Source organism: Bacillus weihaiensis (assembly GCF_001889165.1).
In the GTDB taxonomy this organism is placed as follows: domain Bacteria; phylum Bacillota; class Bacilli; order Bacillales; family Bacillaceae; genus Metabacillus; species Metabacillus weihaiensis.
Window position 1 is genome coordinate 1,993,510 of record NZ_CP016020.1, and the last position, 18,939, is coordinate 2,012,448.

Below are 18,939 nucleotides of genomic sequence, written 5' to 3' on the forward strand. Positions count from 1 at the left end.
GGAGGGATTATCTGTTGGTAGCTTTAGTTTTATCAGATAATGAAAACGCTTCCACTTGGTTGGAGACGGCTCTGAAAGCAGCAAACACAAATACAGTCACCAAAACATATTTTAATTTATTGGTTTTTGGCGTTGTGTTACTTGTATTGTGTATGCCGTTCTCCACTCTATCGGCAGAAGAGATTAATTATGAAAGTTATAATGGTTTTACAACTTCAGAAGAGATCCAGTATGATTTAGGTGAGTTATATCAAGTTGCTTACATCAAAAGTGCTTGGAGCAAAGGACATTTGAGACAAACATGGAATAGTTTACTAGAAACTGAAATTTATGGATCGGTAGAAGTGGAACAAGAACCAACAGTAGATGTGAAAGAGCTACCTATACTTCCGAGTAATGAGGTGCATCCAAAGTTATGGTTTGATTCTAGCGAAATTGAAGAAGTTTATGAGAAAAGAGTAGATTTAATCGCATTTGCAAAAACTATTACAAACAAGGATGGAACATATACAAAGGTATCGTTCGATGCATTAAACTTAAAGCCGGGTCAAACCTATTTCTTTGCCATGAAATCTAATGATGAAGCTGGAAATGAATCTGCCATTTCCAACTTATACAACTGTGATCCAACGATATCTAGTAGTCCTGTAGATGAAACCTATCGAGGAATTTGGATTCAACATTTTTCTGAAAAATATTATGATGTTCGTTATAGTCTTGAACCTATTACTGAAGAGAACTGGGACATGGCGACTAAAGTAACAGGAGAGATGTTCATGATGGAAGGGAACGAAGAGTACAGGCAAACGGCGATAGATGCTCTTGTAAGAGCATTTGATGGTCCAATTCCTGGAGATGATGAATACATTGGAGTAACAGAAGCATATGAAATACGTTATAGTACAAAACCAATTGATGATTCGAATAAATATTTCTTTAGTTCTGATGGTGTATATAGAGAAGGTTCACAATATTATATTTACTCGCATCTAAACTTACTTCCAGGTAGTGGGGCTATCTCGATTGACTATAAACATTCTAGTTCTGTTGATGAAGTAAGTCCTGCATCTATTAGTAATCTCATGCTTAATGATAATGTCTTTACTTGGGGACCACGTCCGCATAATCATCGCTCTAAACCTGCGTGGGGCTTAGGGACTTTTTTATACCACTATAAGAATGTATCAAATGTAGACTTATTTCCAACCTATAAACCTGCTTTCATATGGGAGTTTTCTGATCAGCGTGTGGGTGGAACTGTTTCAGCCAATGGAAACCTGGATACTTATATTCTGCAAAATGAAAATAAAGAAGTTCAATTTATGAATGAATCTGATACTACACCATTACATCCTGATGCCAAGTGGGGAAATTTATTTCAGTGGCGTTATCAACAAACGGATACAACTCCTTGGGGTGGCGAATTCGGTAATAACACAGGCGCCAGCTATGATGATTCGATGGATATTAACGAAAGTACAGGATATATTAATCGATCGGTAGCATTTCCAAATCAAGAATATTTTGTTATATCTGACCAATTATATACAAAATATTTAACCTATGATCCAACGGTTAAACCGATTAAACCTACAGAGTCTGCAACGCAATTTTTTAATGAAGGTGGTAACCACAATCATTTTGACCACTTAAGCTTCATTATACATGCTGAGAATCAAATGATGGCAAGTGATACTGGATATTCACAAACTATATTTAGAAACCATTGGAATGACGAAGAGAGCGCTCGTTATTTGTTGTTTCATGGACAAGCAGATATGGATCAAGGCGAGTTTTTAAATTACAGAGAAATACCATTATTTGAATCCACGGAAAAATTAACACTAACAATGGACGTGAGTTGGAATCAAGCATCAAAAGCTGAAGATGTACCTACTCCACTATCAGTTGGTCAAGTGCAGGAAATGACGATTGCAAATAAGGATGGTACAAACGGGGAGTTTGAACTATTTCTGCATGGTGGAAGAGGAACTATGAGAGGTGAGGGAGATTTTAGACAATGGACCTACTCAAATGATTTATATGGCTCTGCCTCAAAAATGGCATCATGGATTTTATCCAATGATGCAGAATTAACTAACGTTAATTTCATGCAAATTTTAATACCTTTGTCTATTGATGCGAAAATACCGACAGTTACTAATTTAAGTGATAGCTTAAATGAAGCAGTAACTAATGCTGAATTTTCATATATTCGACAAAATGGACTTGTTCAGCAATTTGCAGTAAAAGCTTGGCCTGTAGACTTTGAGCAAAATAAAACACCGATTTCCAAGTATAGCATGAATACGGACTTTTTTGATTTTCAAAACCATAATTTCACTAAAGGATATGTTTCTTCAAATTCTGACCAATACACGATGAAACTTTTAATTCCAGAAGGTAAAGAAGTCGAAAAGGTTGTTTTTGATGGTACAGTCATTGAGTTCACTCAAGAGGGGAATTATTCTGTTGTAAATCTATCTGTAAGTAATAATAAAGGGTGGATGCCAAATGTCGAGGATTCTTTTCTTAGACATAATTTCTCACAAATGGTTGCAGGGGAAGCAACAGGACAAGGATCAGGAGCAGTACAATTGACTTGGACCGCTTCAGGGGACGATGGAGAGAAGGGTCAAGCTGCCTTTGGGGGATTACTAGATGATCCAAACCTAAATAAAGTGGATGTATCCAATGTCATAGCTAGTACTCACGATGGAATAAAAGTAGGGGATGAGTTAAATAATATTTCATTGCTCTCAAACATAGCTAGTGCAGAGACTGAGTTTGCCGAGGACGTTACGAAGCCTTCAACAGTTATGGACCTTACTGTTAAATCAGCAACGCACAATAGTGTAAGCCTATCTTGGAGTGCACCTTACCCAAGTACACCTGGTTCAACGGAAACAATGTTAGTCGATGGTCTGGAAAATAGCAGAACCTATTATTTTGCAGAATCAAACGACCCAGGTGAACAAGAGAAATCAAGTGATCAAGATAATAAATTACCGGCTACAGCTACGAAAAGCTACGCGTATGATTGGATGTTTTCAGAATTAACAGATGAACAACACGATCATATTCGAGCAACTTTAGCGAAGGAAGCTGAAGATGCAATTGTGACTGCAGAAACTGCACGACAAAAGATAGAAACGGAAGATGATCTAGAATTAGCTATTTTAGCATTAAATGTTCCTGAAAATACTATAGATGGCGATTTTACAACACGCTGGTCTTCAGAAGCTATTGACGGAATAGGACAATGGGACTTTTCTATCCATACATCTATTGATGGGGAGAATTGGACGACAGTTATTGATCATGAGTTGACAAGTGGAATGACGGAAGAATTTGAAACGTATTACATTGAAAAATCAGCCCGCTATATACGGATCGAGGGATTTGGAAATACTGCTAGTGGTCCAAGTGATTCTTGTGAAGATGATCGTTTGCATGGTTATTATGGAGAGATGGCTAGAATTGCAAAATATAATGCCTTTGTGGATGATAAGGGAGAGATTACGTATGTAAAAGGCGATGCTGCAGAGTATGAATACGTAAAGGCCCAAAAAGAAGGAAAACTAGGAGAGACAATTGAAGTTTATCCTAACAAAACAGTGTCAGTTGAAAATACAGCTGTAAAAATTGCCTTGCCGAAAGATTTACCTCGAGGAACAAAGGTAACCATAGAAAAGCATGATCCAAGTAACCCAAGTGGACAAGCAATTGTCAGTCAATCTGCGATTAATAGTTTAGAAGAAGTACAAAAAGATGATGATCATCAAGAAGATCAGAGCAGAGATGTCATTACAGGATATGATGAAGAGGCGTACAAATCAGATGAAGTAGCGATTTATTATTTCAACGAAACAACCGAAAAATGGGAGCATAATGCGGATGATTATGCAGAAGCTTTATGGAAAAGCATCAGTGAAAGCGGGTATCTAGGAGCAGAGTTGCCAACAGTTGCTGGTGATGTGTATACCTTTACCTTCGAATTTCCACCCGGTATGGAGTCATACACTGGCAAATACCTTTTAACTTTACAAGGTGGAGAGGTTAAAAATGGGACAATAACATTAGAGGTTAATCACTTTTCAACTTACGGTGTGTTTGCAGCAGTCCAACAAAATCCAGGTAATCAAGAAGAATCAAGTGATCCAGTGGACCAAGAGGATTCAAACAGTCAAGATGAAAAAGAGAAGTCTAGTTATGGCGATAATGAGCGCCGCACTTGGTACCGTACTGCAGAGGCTCATAATACTGTCACTCTAAATGGATCATACTTACTAATAGGCTTCCTATTAATATTAGGTGGAGCAATTGTGTTATTTGTAAGAAGAAAAGAAAGGAAGATAGAGGAGAAACAAGCGCGTTTTATTGATATAGAAAACAACACTTCAAAAGGCGAGAACCCGCTGTTATTTCCTCCTGACAGCTAAAGGTATAGAGGCTCCCGATTATTACTAATGGGTTCGGTTGTGAGGTGCATAATATCATTTCACAGTGTAATTCGCATATGAGACATATGTTTTTTCAGCAATATAAATTAGAGGCTGGGACAAAACAAAGAGCCAGGCACTTCTGTCCCAGCCTCCTTTTCTATGGAATTTTACTCTACAAGACCACTGCCTATATAATCAAAAGTTTTTAAATCCGCATAAACAATCATATTATTTGGTATAAATTTATTTTTTGTAGGGAAATCAATCAAGTACACTTCTTTTCCATCATATGTTTTATCATTGATTAGACTCATCATATCTTCATTTAAAATAATCTTAGATACTTTCCCAAATTCCCAAGTCCCATCAATCCGTTCTTTTTGTTCTGAAGATAATTGTCCCCACACAACTTCTCTAACATCCTTATTAACGTGGATCTTTTTGTCTTGTTCGTTACTATTAACAACTTTTTGGTCATTATTTTCTACTTGGTCAGTTTGGTTAGAACAAGCGATTAGTCCCAACATAAAAACCGCTAAATGAATAGATAGAGTAATCTTGTTCACTCCTAACACCCCCTGATTTTCTTAAATAGTTCAACAAAAAGAAAGAAACACCTTTTTAATAACTGAGTAGTTCTTCATCAGTTATTGCATATAAATGAAAATGATGAAATGATTATCGGAAGAAACTATGATATGTTATTGAGAGGTAAGAAATTTACGGAAAGTTCGTTAATTTGTATGGATAACAAACTTTGCTTTGTAGGTCATTCAGATGATTTTATTGGTAAAGTGGATGGATTGAATTAAAAAGGTTTGTTCATTGGTATGACTCTTGTTACTTGTGAAGAAACAAGACCTGGCATTAACTTCTATTTCGCTATTAGATATATATTGGAACATTGTCATAATGTAAACGAGGCGGTTGAAGTGTTGCGTGGTTTCCACACTTCACTCAGTAATAATTATTTAGTTGCTGATAAAAATTGAATGACGAAATTAGAAGAAGGAATAAAAAGCGCTAATATTAAAGGCTGCAAAAAATAAGGTAGTTTCTCTTTGAATAGTTAGGTTGATCATTTACACCTTTATCTTTATGAAAAACAAGTTTAAAATCAATTTGTTGTGTAAATGAATCGTAACATGGGAATGAGAGAGAGTACATAAATATAATCGTATCAAAAGTAATGCTGATTTGAAGAAAAGGCTACGGTTTTAGGTGTAATGTATTTTTTAGGAGGATGGAATTTTTGATGAATGAGGGTGAAATAGTTTTGGTTACTGGTGCTACTTCTGGAATGGGATTGGCGACATCGATAGAAATGGCAAAGAAGGGTTTTGAAGTTGTAATGGTAGGCAGAAATGAAGAAAAGGGTTCCAACGCTTTAGATTATGCAAAAGCTGAGAGTCAATCCAAGAGATTATCCTTCATGCAGTGTGACTTAGCATCCATGGACAGCATAAGACAGTTTGTTTCTATAGTTAAAAAGAAATATAGAAAAATAGATGTCCTAATTAATAATGCTGGGGTATTATGTATAAGACGAGAAACAACGAAAGATGGCTTTGAAATGCAAATGGGTGTTAATCACCTAGGTCATTTTTTACTAACCAATCTTTTATTGGAATTAATAGTAAATGCCAAAGAAGGAAGAATTGTCAACGTTTCATCTGGTGGTCATAAGTGGGGAGATTTTTACAAAAACGACCCGCATTTCATAAGTGGATACAATTTGTTTAAAGGGTATGGTCAATCAAAATTGGCTAATGTTTTATTTACGAAAGAATTAGCTAAGAAGCTAAGAAATAAAAACGTCACTGTGAACACCTTGCATCCTGGAGCGGTGGCAACAAGTCTTGGAGTTAATAGACAAACAGGATTTGGAAAACTAATTTATAAAATGTTATCCCCCTTCTTTCAAACACCCTTAGAAGGAGCTAGTACGACTATTTATTTAGCTACAAGCCCAGAAGTGAAAAGTATTTCTGGTGAATATTTTATCAATAAAAAAATAGCAAAAACATCAAAAAAAGCAAATGACATGGATTTAGCCAAACACCTATGGGAATGGAGCTCTAAAGAAGTATCTTTAGATGATGATTCATATCTTAGCAAACAATAAAGGAAGATCTGTCAAACGAAAAATGTTTAAAAAAAAAGCAGTTGGATACGAATTCCACTGCTTTTTATATTGATTAAAGTCATTGCTAAATTTTATGTCTGTTGCTCTTTCATTTTGACTTAACGAAGGAAGCAAAAGATCCTACCCTATGCTTTAGGAAACTATGCTATCATAATACCCTAAGGAGGATGACAATATATGAAAACCATCATATTTGATGTTGATGATACATTATATGATCAAGCACAATCATTTCATAACACTGTAAAAAAGCTACTCGATCAGCCACTTTCAAAGGAAGAGGTGGATCAATTATATAAAGCCAGTCGTAAGTATAGTGAGAGTTTGTTTGATCAAAGTGAGGCGGGGGAGATCTCACAATTTGAGTGGCAGACAGGCCGTATTCTTCTAGCATGTCATGATTTCAAGATCCCAATGGATACCGAAAAAGCAGCTCTTTTTCATGAAACATATGTGCAAGAACAAACGAACATCGCCTTATTTCCTGAAGTAGAAGAACTACTACCATTACTAGTGAATAAAGGAATAGAGCTTGGAATCTTAACGAATGGGGAAGAAAAGCATCAAACTATGAAAATAAAACAGCTAGGTCTCAGTCGCTGGATACCAGCGGAAAAGACATTTATTTCTGGAACAATTGGACACGCCAAGCCAAAACGTGAAGTTTTTAACTATATTGAACATAGCATGAACCTAAATCAAAAAGAAACCATGTATATTGGAGACAATTTTGAAAAGGATATTATTGGAGCAAAACAAGCTGGCTGGAAGGCGATATGGATGAATCATCGTAAGAAGCCTCTACCAATTGATGCGGAATATAAACCAGATCTAGAAGTACATAGTGCTAGTGAATTGCTAGAGATCTTTTTGTCTAAAAAGAATAGTTTTTAATCACTTAGTTGGGTACTTGATAACGTACCGATTCATTAAAAAAACTGTAGGGTGATTCGTAACTAGACGAATTACCCTACAGTTTTTTGTTATTCTAATCCTTCAATCATCATTTCCTTGACTGGCAAGAAGCTTTCACCAGTATCTAAATAGGTGATATTCACTTCGTCATTTTCTTGTAAGTATATCGCTAATGGATAATTTTCAGATGAAATACTGAAATTCACACCATTATCTAAGAGAAAGGAAATCGTCGTATAATCTCCAGCTTTTTCTTTATACACTCGCATAACTTTACCTTGTACCATTTTTTCTTCTGCTTTAGAGGTGCCATCGACAGTACTTCCACCTTTTTGCAAGGCTATTTTATACTGCTTTAGCGCTTGATTTGGAGTATCTGCAAATACGGATATTTCTGGATTGGCAGCAGAAACGATAAAGTAATGTTGTAAAAAACCGTTAGAATCTAACACAGGTGTTAACCAGCTAGCTTCACCATAAAAATTATATAAAACAGGCATTTCGCCATGCCACTTTTTCTCAATAAATTTCTTTTCAATGATTTGAAGGGCACCTTGTGAATCCATATAGGATTCTTCTAGATTTCCAGTATAATAGGTTGCTTTTCCTGTTCTAGAATCGGTAAGTGAGTACCCTAGCATTGAATCTACTCCTTCTTTAGGGCTAGTAAAGTCAGTGAAATAATACATCACACCTTCTTCATTAAAAATCGGACTAACATTTGCTTCTGTTCCTTCATCAGAAGGTAGCTTCACATCAGATTTACCAAAAATACTGTTCCAAAATCCGTGAATATAGTTCCCGTAATAGCTGTTTTGTAAGCTAACAGCTTCAGGGGATACAGCTCCATCAATGAATGAAGGTGCTTCTGCTAGTAAATACTCCTTTACCTTTCCATTTTGAGGGTCAACCATTACTATTCCTTTAGCTTCAAAACCATTTCGTGCAGAAACAAACTGGCCATAGGTACGAATATAGTAAGGCTTCCCTTCTTCATCTATTTCTAATTGAACATCACCATAAAAAATATGCTTAGGATAGTTCATTCTAATGTGGCGTTCAACATTTTTATTAAGATAAGAGGAAGGGGTATAGACCATTTCTGATGTAATGAATGTAGGATTATCAGACGAGTCTGTCGCACTTAACGTGAAGTAACCAGGTGTTTGATCACCATTTAACCATTTGAAAAATCCAGAAAACTCAACGGGTGCAATGTAAACAAATTCTCCATTTACCTTTTGAACCTGCAAATTACCAAGCTCATAATAACTCGTATTAGGGACTTGACCAAACGACTTTTTCATTTTATTTCGAGCAAACTCAGGTGGAACGCTTGCAGGAGTTTTGCTTTCATCAAACGCTTTAATTTCAATTAATTCTTCCATTTCTACCAGCTCATATTTTTCATTCGCATTAAAAACAGGTGCAGAAAGGAGGTGAATTCCAAATACAAGGCTTCCTAAGAAAAAAAGACCCTTGATCAGTTTTTCCTTTCCTGTGGCCATAATCGTACCTAGTGCTGAGATTATAATGAGAAAAATCCATAATGAAGAGAGAGTTCGATCTAAATTGCTAACATAGTAAACGACAAACATCGTAATCGTAATAATTAGGGAGAATGTGCTAAGTACTTTAATACTTGTCATATTTTTAGGTGGTTTGTCCTCTTGATTCGAGTGTTTTTGTTTTGTAAAAGGGATAATAAGAACGGCTGCTATTAATCCAATAATAAGAGAGAAGATAAGAATATTTGTCATGATGTTCTCCTTTCAGTGAGAGTTTTTGGACTCTGTTTATATACGTTATACGTTTAAGTTTAAAGAAGGTTTCAATTTTTAATTTTGGAGTCCTCGCTTTCCATCATTCGACTATCTTCAATAAAAGCAAGTGGGTGCATTTCCTTGAGAGGGAGTCCATTCATTGTTTAGTTATATCATAGATAGACAAATCTAGTATTACTTTCACTAAGGCTCTTTCTAAAGGGTTTAATCCTGTTATCCTTTAAAAAATACAAGAGAACCTAAAGAAAACCAATTCCATATTAATAGATAGGTTTATATCATGTAACGGTATACGATCTAACATAAAAATGAAAACGTATACAAAACGACAACACACGAATTGACATAGAGTGACACGAACATAAAGGGGGTGTTATTTTGTTGATACGAATAGATGTTTCAAATAATGGTGTTGCATGATCAATGTTCTACTTTCATATTTCAGAATATTGAAAAATATTTTCGTGTTAAAGAAACAATATGTTGATGCAGTTGGGAATACCATACGTTTTTATAAAATAACCAGTAGATTGACAGAGGCATATGAAGCGTATTAACTTGACATCCCGTCCACTATACTTGGATTAGAGAGTATGGAATTACTGCTAGTTGATGAAATGTACTAGAAGGAGAAAAGAATATACCAGCATGAGAAAATGTGGTAAATGAAACACAAAAGAATTGTAGAATCTTACATGACTTGCTGAAATATTGACCTAATCACCTTATTCTTATCAGAGTTCGATAGATTTGTTCAGATTGTGAACATAAGATTCAACTTAACTGAAGGTAGAAGTGAGATCAAGTTTTTTTAGATTCATGATGTTGAGATGATTTCAATAGGATATTTTCGTAGATTTGTTGCTTTTAAAGTAAGGAGAAACAATTTTTTAGAAAAGATCCTTTTCTTAACTAATGACTTAAAACCCTTTAGGAGGAAATGCACATATGGAGGATGTAACCGTAGAACACTTCCAAACAATGGGTGTTCGTATACAAAATAGCCATGATGTAGTGGTAACAGATTCTTCTATTGTTTTTAATAAAAAATTAAACTTAATTCTATGCTTAGTACTAGTGTTCCATTTGTTACCGGTAGTCTCTACAGTATCAGCTAATGAAGCTACTAAACTTGATATCAAATCGGTTGATGATTCAAGTGATGAAGATGAAAAAGAAGAATTAATCGATCCAGTGGAAAAAGAGGATTCAAGCAATCAAGATGAAAAAAAACTAGGACAGACGGTTCAAGTTTACCCTAACAAAACAGTATCACTTGAGAATACAGCTGTAAAAATAGCATTGCCGCAAGGCGGAGATGTTGACAATGACACAATTACATTAGAAGTTAATCACTTCTCAACTTACGGTGTATTTGCAAAAGTTGGTACAACACTTGGTATGGAAGTTTTTGATATTGAGGATACAGAGGGGCAATATGTACGTATTGTAGGCTATGGGAATGGACAGTGGATCTCTTATAATCTCGGTACTCCACAAAAGGTGGGTTATTTAGGAATTGCTTTTAGTAAAGGAGATTCTTTTGTTAAGGAACAAAAAGACAATATAGTATCATTTAGAATAAAAGGAATAGAGGATGATGAAGGTGCTGATTTTGCTTTAGTGCCTCCAAAAGAAGAGGAAAGAGAAGATGTCACTTATACTGAACCAGGATTAATTAATCCAGATGGTTCTGTCGAAGATTTACCTCAAGGAACAAAGCTAACCATAGAAAAGAAAAATCTAAGTAACACAAGTGCACAGGCGATTGTCCTTGAAAGTCGAGAGGGAACGGTACTGGTATCTAGCTTTTCAAACGAGCCAAATGGCAAGGTAATGAGAGCATTCGGACAAAGTTCAGGGGGCTATCACATCCAAGCAACTGGAGTAGAAGACGATAGTTGGGAAGAAACAACTGTAACATTTGCCAATAGCGCAACAAAAGCAAGCGGTGGGTATCATATTAAAGCACAAGGTTTATCTGATGATACATGGAGTGAAAATACTGTACATGACATTCACATTTCTGATTTAACCGTTACGTCAAGCTTTGATGGAGAGTTTAGTACGAACCATAGTGAAAACAACAATCATGATGATCTACCTGCTATATTAGACGCTATTGAGGCAGCTTCAGTTGGAGACGAAGTATATTTACCAGATGGTGGTGCAGATTATGCTTCAAAAGAACATAGTGAAAATAAGCCAGCCAAGCTTGTCCTATATACTAAGGCTAAATCTGAACGCAGTGGTTATCAAAATGATACGAGATACAATGTAGTAAAGGATTCAGTATTTGAAGGTCCCTATATTCGCCATGGTGTATTGTTACAATTTTATGCACATAATAATTTAATTATAAATAACACACTGACAAATACAGTGTTGGATGCAATCGACAACAGTGCTGACAATTTCTGGGGCGTATCATTTGAGTATGATAATGGTGACTCTAATGCGAATAATGTCGGTTCAGGACTTCATGGTGAAGATGAGTATTTAAATGTTATTGAAGAAAATACAATTAGTGGAGTGACAAAAGGGGCAGGTATTGCCACAAATTCAAGAGAAGGCATAAAGATTCACATGGGAAGTCCAGACACACTAATTGAAGGAAATGTCATATCCGACACAAAGCCAAGTAACATTTCTTTGTCAGGAAATACGATAACAGGAAATACGAATGGAGTCAGAATTTTAGACGGAGAAAATACATTTGCAAATCATCCCCAAGAAGGGGGCGTAGACAGTGAAGCTGTGTTTGTAGACACAGATAGTGCCTACGTGGAACCAGTTGAACCTCCAGCGGACGCGGAGATAGTTGAAATTGAGGTAATTGAAGATGCATTAATTCGAGATGGTCAATATCTTACCATCGATGACACTAATACAATAAGGAATAATACAGGACAGGACTTAGTAGATAATCGAATAACGGAACCAAACCTATTCAAGTTTGATAAGAGTCAAGTAGGAGAAGAAATTGTTGCAGCAAAGCTTCAAGTGTATAACTTAAGTTTGGAGGCTGGAGAAAACTATTCAAATGAAACAAAATTGAAAGTAAAAGAAAGAGGACCAGGTAATGACTATCGTAGACAATCTATCCCTGAACTTGATGGCCAAGAATTCACTGCAGTTGAGGATGCTCTTATTCGAGATGGTGCTTATGCAAGTGAAAATTTAGGGAATACAGGTGGATCAGCTCCATCCAATCATGATAATTCTGGTCCAGGCAATGTTATTCTAAATAATCACATTACAAACCCAGATAATTCTAAAGGTATTTTACTGATGAATGCTCCTGGTACAGTAGTAAAAAATAATACGATTCAGAATATTTCAGCATTGCAAGCAGCGATAGATGGCTTAGAAGAAGTACAAGATAGTGATGATCAAAACAAAGATGTTATCACAGCTAGTGGACATGATGGGAATTTTCCAGAAAATACACTGGATGATAATTTAGAGACAAGGTGGTCAGCTCAAGGTGAGCTATTTAGAAAAGCGACTGATGTAGGTGGCGGTGGAGCTGGTTATGGTGTATCCATTCAGGGTACTGCTAAAACAGACGAAGAATCAAACGATCCGGTGCAAAAAGAGAAATCAACTAATCAAGATCATGTATTACCGGCTACAGCTACGAATGTATTAGATGTTACTGATTTTGTTTTATCACAAACAGACGATACGTTATCATTTCGCTTAGTGGGTATTGAAGATAATCAGTATGGAAACGCTGACAAATTGAAGATAAAAGAAAGAGCGGCAGGGAATGATTACCGCCGACAAGCAATAGTAAAGTTTGGATACGATGCAAATGCTTACAACTCAGATGAAGTAGCCATATACTATTTCAACGAAACAAATAAAGAGTGGGAATTTCCTGACGCATCTGGACCAGAATACGGTATATATATTGCTGATGGTTTAGGAGCTGTACCATCCTACAATATAACGATAGCGCCAGAAGGTTCTGTACAGTCAGATGAGGTGTTTGTCGGTCAAGATGACTCCTATATCCTTATTGATGTAACTCAACGTCAATCTTCTTTTAGTATTGAAATGTCTAATGATGGAGAAGCATGGAAAGAAGTCTACTCACAATCACAAAGCTCCAATACCGCTGAATTAACAGGTGATGTTGAACAGGCTGTACTAAAGCTTTATAACTTAAATTTAGAGACAAAAACAGCCTCAAAAGAACATGAAAGTATGAAAGCACCTATGTTAGTCGTCTCGACTAGTAATGAAGAGCCAGAACCAACTATAGATTACACTTACTTACTAATAGGCTTAGCATTAATGGTTATAGGTGGAACAACTGTTTTATTTACGAGAAGAAAAGGTATGATCTATAATTTAAATAGTACGTTAAGTAACGATGGTGCCTCCCATTTTAATCTCAAAACAGGGGTAAATATCCGTGGTGTAACAGAGTTGCTTGATTTGATTGCAAGCGCAAAAGCGATTACAAATAAAGATGGAACATATACACACGCTTCCTTTCACCAATTGCATTCTCCGAACCCTGTAACAGGTACTGTGCACAATGTACTCGATTTCGGCGCAGATAGTCAAGATAACGCAGGTGATGAATATACCTTTACCTTCGATTTCCCAGCAGGTATGGAGTCATATACTGGAACATATTTGTTAACATTATCAAGTAATGACTGGAATAGTGTAACAGTTGTTCAGATTTATGCTCCACTGGATGACGGCTCAACACCATTATATGAACAAGAAAATCCAGAAGAACCAGAAGATTCAAGTGATCCAGGAGATAAAGAAACTCCAAATGATTCAGATAAACAAGAAAAGATAGAGGAAGCATTAATCGACGCAATTGTGACGGCAGAAGCGGCACAAGAATTGATCGAAACGGAGAATGAACTACAATTAGCTTAAAGACAAAGAGAGACTGGGACAAAACAAAGAGCCAGGCACCCTCCGATACAAACTATTGTGTGCACTAGATAAATCAGTGCGTACATATAGTCGTTACGATAAGGTGCCAGGCACTTCTGTCCCAGCCTCTTTTCATTTAACTAGGAAACTTCTTGAGTAACAAGCAGACCGGAGCTTGTGCTTTTATAGTTCTGATCCTAGGCATTGCCTATAAGAAGGTCAGTATATGAGAACCTAAAAATTAATGCTGTATCGCTTCGCCTATTTTGGAAATGATAAAAAAGAGGTGATAAAATGGCAAATGCAAACATAGGAGACGTAATTTCCTTTAAACGTGAGGGAAACACTATTGAAGGAGTCGTAACGGGTATTAGGGAAAATTCTGTAATGGTTGATTACGGCATGTCGAAGGAAAAAAATGAGCCACTTAAAACGATAGTGAATCATAAAAATTATAAAATAAAGAAATCGAATGGATGAAGATACTATAGTATAGATTTTATTTATTACACGATTAGATTAAGCGACTAGATTAATGAGGATGACATTTTCTCACATGGAAAACAAGCGACAGCAACAAGATAATAGTATAAATTAATAGAAGGACCTACTTTAGGTTGAGAAAGAGTAATCGCAATGTGTAATTGCGTAATAGAACAGTCATTTTTTCCTATTGTCCTGTAATAATTTACGAATGTATCTACTTTTCTTTCTATTAATTTCTTTAAAAAATCAATTTTATTATCGTCTGTTATATAGTAAAATAATCCTATAACTTGTATGAGAAGCGTGTGGCAAACCTAGTGAAAAAAGGATAGACGCACATCGACGGATTTAGAGCAGTTGCTCTAGGAATCGAGTCGCCTTGTATGATGGATGTTCTTACATAATGATGATCCACCTATTCGGGTGGGTCTTATTTTTTTAAAGTACAGGAGGAAAAGATTTATGGGATTTTTAAGAGATGTAGGTAAATTTGCTGGTAAAGCAACGGGTACTGTAATTGGTGGGGCAGTCAATGTTGTTGGAGATGTTACTGGGAGCAAGTTTATTCAAGATGTTGGTGATGGGGTGAAAAAAGCGTCCGAATTTGCTGGTGATACGGTTGGGCAAGTAGCAGATGGTGCTTGGAATACGGCATCAGGGTTGATCCAAGAAGATAAACATAAGAAGGATCAAGGAATAAATGATGTGGCTGAATCAATCGGTAGAACTGCAAAGGGTGTTTATCAAACGGCTAAAGCCACTTATAATAGTGGAAAATCTACATATGAAGGATATAGAGAAGGAGATGACAATAAAGTAAGGCAGGGTTTACGAGATATTGGTAAAACAGTTGCCGTAGGAGCAATTGCTGTTGGAGTTGTAGATTTAATTGATGGAGCAGATGATTCAGACACAGTTACTGATCATCAACATATGGCGGGTGGAGGAACAGATGGAGAAACAAATGCGGAACATCACCCATCACATGAGCTGCAAGCAGAAGAACCATCAACACATCCCGGAACTCACCATGTAGAGCCTCATTACGTAGATGGGCATTGGCGTGATGGTGTATGGATTGATGGGTATTGGAGAGATGGCGATGGGGATACGTCCATTAATTTGAGTGAAGAAGAAGGTGGAGGCTATTTCCGTGCAGATGCGGACGAAAATTCTACAACTCATTTAAAATCATAGTCCTAAGTCGAGGCTACTACTATAGTCTCGTTTTTTTATGTTGCAAATGAAGTGAAAATAGATCATATTAACAAAGATAAGAAGGATCTCTAAAGAACCAACCAAATGAGTGAATTTCATAAATTGAATCCGTAGAGCCTTATTGCTTTTAAGGCGCAAAAAGAGAGTGCCTCCCCCAAGATTAACAAAAATGGGTAAGCCACACGCAATCTGATGTGAGACGGGAGGAGATTCCCTATAGGATTATTTATACGACAAGGAAGCCTGTTTGACTTACAAGAAGTAAATGATTGAGAAGAACTCCAACGAGTGGGTGCTATTTTTTAATCCTTTTGGTAGATCTTATCAATGTCATATTAAAGCAGCAACAAACGGCTTAAACTTTAAAAACTCGAGCTCGCTTATAAGAGATTGTTGCCTGATAAATCAGTTCTTTTATCGAAAACAATTTAAGGTTAAATGGTTAGGAAGTGTGTGACTTCTGCAAGAGGAGGCTCTCCGACCGCCCCACGGATAGCAGCAACTGGAGAGGAATTCAACCAAACCGGACGCTTGAAATTAGCCAAGATGTAAAAGGTATCTAAATTCTATAAATCTGTATAGTTTAAAAATAGTATAAAAGCTCCATTGCAAAATATCTCATTCTTCAATTTACCATTAGCAATAGAATCAAAATCTTGATCATAGCCACTCATAATAAATATAAATGGAATTACGACAGAAAATCCGAGAGAAGGGTACACCTTCAATTTAAAATCTCGTTCATTTTTCATCATTAAACGAGCAAAAGTGAAAAATGTTTTCTCCTCCTGTGATCGACAAATGATAGTAAGGATTCTTTCTTTAAGCTTACTTCGTTTATTCACCTTCGCTTTTCCTTGATAAACTAGCTTTTGAAGGCTTTGTTCAAAAGTAGGATTAAACGTTACATACAGCGCTAATGATACGAGAGGGACAATAATCCCTAAAGCTGTAAAAAGTAGATTGAAGGGCTGGAACACATTATTCATCACCATATCCATCATCGCTCCATACCACATTGGAAAGATAGGCACATGCCACCATGACGGCTCAAGTGAAATCGTTAAGTCAATAAATTCAAAAGAACGAACGAGAAGTTGATAACCAACCATCATGGAGAGGGATAATCCAATTTGGACATAATTAATGATATCCTTTAATTTCTCTCCATCAAACAATCGTAAAATAAACAAATAGAGAAGGGCTGTAATTCCTACTACTAATAAGTTAAGGAGGATTACACTTAGGACAGAAACAAGAAAAAATAAAATACCATGTCTAACTAGTCCAATTAGTAAGGGAATCGAAACTAGTGCAATAGTAAGAAAGGATAAGTAAATTATGACATGGACCAATTTAGCCGTGCTTATCGTTCTTCGGTTAACAGGCTTAGGAAACAATATATTGCGGTCACGTATGTCTAATAGTACAGAAGAAAAATCAGAAATCATCGATGTCATAATAATAAATGTAAATATCCCATAGAAGATACTCATTTGAAAAAGATAATTTTCTTCCATTACTACAAAAATAACTAAAAATAAACCAAATAGCACATATACCCATAACGATTTAAGGTATTGATTACTGTCTTCCTGTTCCTTTTTCTTGGCATTTGTAGTGTACCATTAGTAACTTTGCTTTCTAAAGTGAAAAATAGTAAATAACAGAAAAAGAGATGAAGTAGGGTAATCAACTTTATGTCATAAAGGAATCAACATAGTATCTTCTTCGATCCTTAAAGAAAATGATGAGAAGAAAATGATGAGAATATTGGGACGATTGAATAACTAGTTCTAATAGTGTGATAGAATAGATGTGCGATGGTTAGGTAAACTCAAGGGTGGTCAGCGTTACCCCGTATGAAAGGGGGTGATGCTTACAGATGACAGTATTTCAAAGTTTAATGCTAATGATTGCATTTGCTAGTTTGGTGTTGTCAATCGTATCGTTTATAGACAAAAATAAATAACCCACCCTTGAGCTTAACCGGCGATAGGTGAGTTATCTTTAAACCTCGCTGATCCCCTTGATGGGAACCTAGCTATTGTATGACTGTTTGGTGTTCCAGCACCAAACAGTTTTTTTAGTTTATGTTACGTTTATTTTTATTATAACTAAAGTAGAGGGGATTGAAAAGGACGATTCTTTTTTAATTATTTTTGTTATAAGAAGATTAGTTTACATAAGATTATTATATAACTAGTCTTAGCGACCTTAATTGTCTAATTTCATATAGCATATATAGCAACACATTAACCTTTTTACTTGAAAAATTTAGATTTCTTATCATCTAGATCGTTTGGATTTCACTATCTGTTACTAAAAGGAAGGTTTTTAGGGATGTGGATTGAATTTAAAAAACTTGCTATGCTGGCAATGTTATTGACTTAGCTAAATTCTCAGACCAAATCAAGTAAGATTCGGTCTTTTTCCATTTTACGATGAAATCTAAAGCTACATAGAGTAAGATTGGTGTAGAACAAAGAGGAAACTTAATCTTCCTTATACATGAGACGAATACAAAAGGAGGAAATGAAATGAAATGGTTATAAGTTACTTTAGCTATGATTCGATTCCAGATGAAGCCGTTTTAGACGGAATCATTCAGTTACATAAAGCTATTTTTAATTCTTCAGATGATGTAAAGAACAAAATGGATGCTAAATCTAATGTAATCGTTTTAACCGCAATGAAGAATTCAAAAGTAATTGGATATAAAATTGGTTATGAACTAACTCCTCATATGTTCTATAGCTGGTTAGGCGGTGTGGATCCTACATACAGAAAAAATGGAATTGCTTCACAATTAATGTCGCGACAACATTCCCTTTTAAAGGAAAAAGGATATCGTGTTGTTCAGACTAAATCGATGAATAAATGGCGTAGTATGTTACTATTAAACATTCAAAATGGCTTTGATGTAATCGATACATATGTAGATGAAAAAGGATTACATAAGATAATTCTTGAAAAGACACTTGATAATGAGAGGTGAATGGTATGAATCTAGACGATTTATGCAGAAAGGTGAGAC

At 35.9% G+C, this 18,939-nt stretch carries 12 protein-coding genes; 9 read left to right on the forward strand and 3 right to left on the reverse strand.

What is annotated here, in order from left to right:
• Positions 1-14 precede the first annotated feature (14 nt).
• Positions 15-4,442 carry a discoidin domain-containing protein gene (locus tag A9C19_RS09675; protein ID WP_072579756.1) on the forward strand — a complete coding sequence of 1,476 codons (4,428 nt, stop codon included), beginning with the start codon at positions 15-17 and terminating at the stop codon, positions 4,440-4,442.
• Positions 4,443-4,612: 170 nt separating this feature from the next.
• On the opposite strand, the gene A9C19_RS09680 is transcribed toward A9C19_RS09675, so the two are convergent.
• Positions 4,613-5,011 (reverse strand): hypothetical protein, encoded by a 399-nt coding sequence (locus tag A9C19_RS09680; RefSeq protein WP_072579757.1) that lies wholly within the window; start codon positions 5,009-5,011, stop codon positions 4,613-4,615.
• A gap of 252 nt (positions 5,012-5,263) precedes the next feature.
• Here A9C19_RS09680 and A9C19_RS22240 point away from each other — a divergent pair, with 252 nt between their 5' ends.
• The 3 genes from A9C19_RS22240 (at position 5,264) to A9C19_RS09695 (ending at position 7,485) form a co-directional block, all read left to right on the forward strand.
• On the forward strand, positions 5,264-5,437 hold the full coding sequence (locus A9C19_RS22240) for a carcinine hydrolase/isopenicillin-N N-acyltransferase family protein (protein ID WP_267888749.1): 174 nt from the start codon (positions 5,264-5,266) through the stop codon (positions 5,435-5,437).
• Positions 5,438-5,700: 263 nt separating this feature from the next.
• The gene (locus A9C19_RS09690; protein ID WP_072581826.1) at positions 5,701-6,570 is read left to right on the forward strand and encodes an SDR family oxidoreductase; all 870 of its coding nucleotides are present in this window, start codon (positions 5,701-5,703) and stop codon (positions 6,568-6,570) included.
• A gap of 198 nt (positions 6,571-6,768) precedes the next feature.
• The gene (locus tag A9C19_RS09695; protein ID WP_072579758.1) at positions 6,769-7,485 is read left to right on the forward strand and encodes an HAD family hydrolase; all 717 of its coding nucleotides are present in this window, start codon (positions 6,769-6,771) and stop codon (positions 7,483-7,485) included.
• A gap of 89 nt (positions 7,486-7,574) precedes the next feature.
• Here the strand turns inward: A9C19_RS09695 and A9C19_RS09700 are convergent, their stop codons facing one another.
• On the reverse strand, positions 7,575-9,266 hold the full coding sequence (locus tag A9C19_RS09700; RefSeq protein ID WP_072579759.1) for a hypothetical protein: 1,692 nt from the start codon (positions 9,264-9,266) through the stop codon (positions 7,575-7,577).
• 972 nt (positions 9,267-10,238) lie between these two features.
• On the opposite strand from A9C19_RS09700, the gene A9C19_RS09705 reads away from it, so the two are divergent.
• The 3 genes from A9C19_RS09705 (at position 10,239) to A9C19_RS09715 (ending at position 15,881) form a co-directional block, all read left to right on the forward strand.
• The gene (locus A9C19_RS09705; RefSeq protein ID WP_072579760.1) at positions 10,239-14,198 is read left to right on the forward strand and encodes a right-handed parallel beta-helix repeat-containing protein; all 3,960 of its coding nucleotides are present in this window, start codon (positions 10,239-10,241) and stop codon (positions 14,196-14,198) included.
• Positions 14,199-14,492: 294 nt separating this feature from the next.
• Positions 14,493-14,678, forward strand: coding sequence for a DUF2187 family protein (locus A9C19_RS09710; protein WP_072579761.1), 186 nt, complete (start codon positions 14,493-14,495; stop codon positions 14,676-14,678).
• 468 nt (positions 14,679-15,146) lie between these two features.
• Positions 15,147-15,881 (forward strand): hypothetical protein, encoded by a 735-nt coding sequence (locus A9C19_RS09715; protein WP_072579762.1) that lies wholly within the window; start codon positions 15,147-15,149, stop codon positions 15,879-15,881.
• Positions 15,882-16,468: 587 nt separating this feature from the next.
• Here A9C19_RS09715 and A9C19_RS09720 read toward each other — a convergent pair.
• Positions 16,469-17,458 carry a hypothetical protein gene (locus tag A9C19_RS09720; RefSeq protein ID WP_072579763.1) on the reverse strand — a complete coding sequence of 330 codons (990 nt, stop codon included), beginning with the start codon at positions 17,456-17,458 and terminating at the stop codon, positions 16,469-16,471.
• Between the two features lie 329 nt (positions 17,459-17,787).
• Between A9C19_RS09720 and A9C19_RS22740 the strand changes: the two genes are divergently transcribed.
• Together A9C19_RS22740 and A9C19_RS09725 are read left to right on the forward strand one after the other, a co-directional pair.
• The gene (locus tag A9C19_RS22740) at positions 17,788-17,874 is read left to right on the forward strand and encodes a putative holin-like toxin (RefSeq protein ID WP_369127044.1); all 87 of its coding nucleotides are present in this window, start codon (positions 17,788-17,790) and stop codon (positions 17,872-17,874) included.
• Between the two features lie 573 nt (positions 17,875-18,447).
• Positions 18,448-18,900, forward strand: a complete 453-nt coding sequence (locus A9C19_RS09725) for a GNAT family N-acetyltransferase (protein ID WP_072579764.1) — start codon at positions 18,448-18,450, stop codon at positions 18,898-18,900.
• The last annotated feature ends 39 nt before the right edge of the window (positions 18,901-18,939 follow it).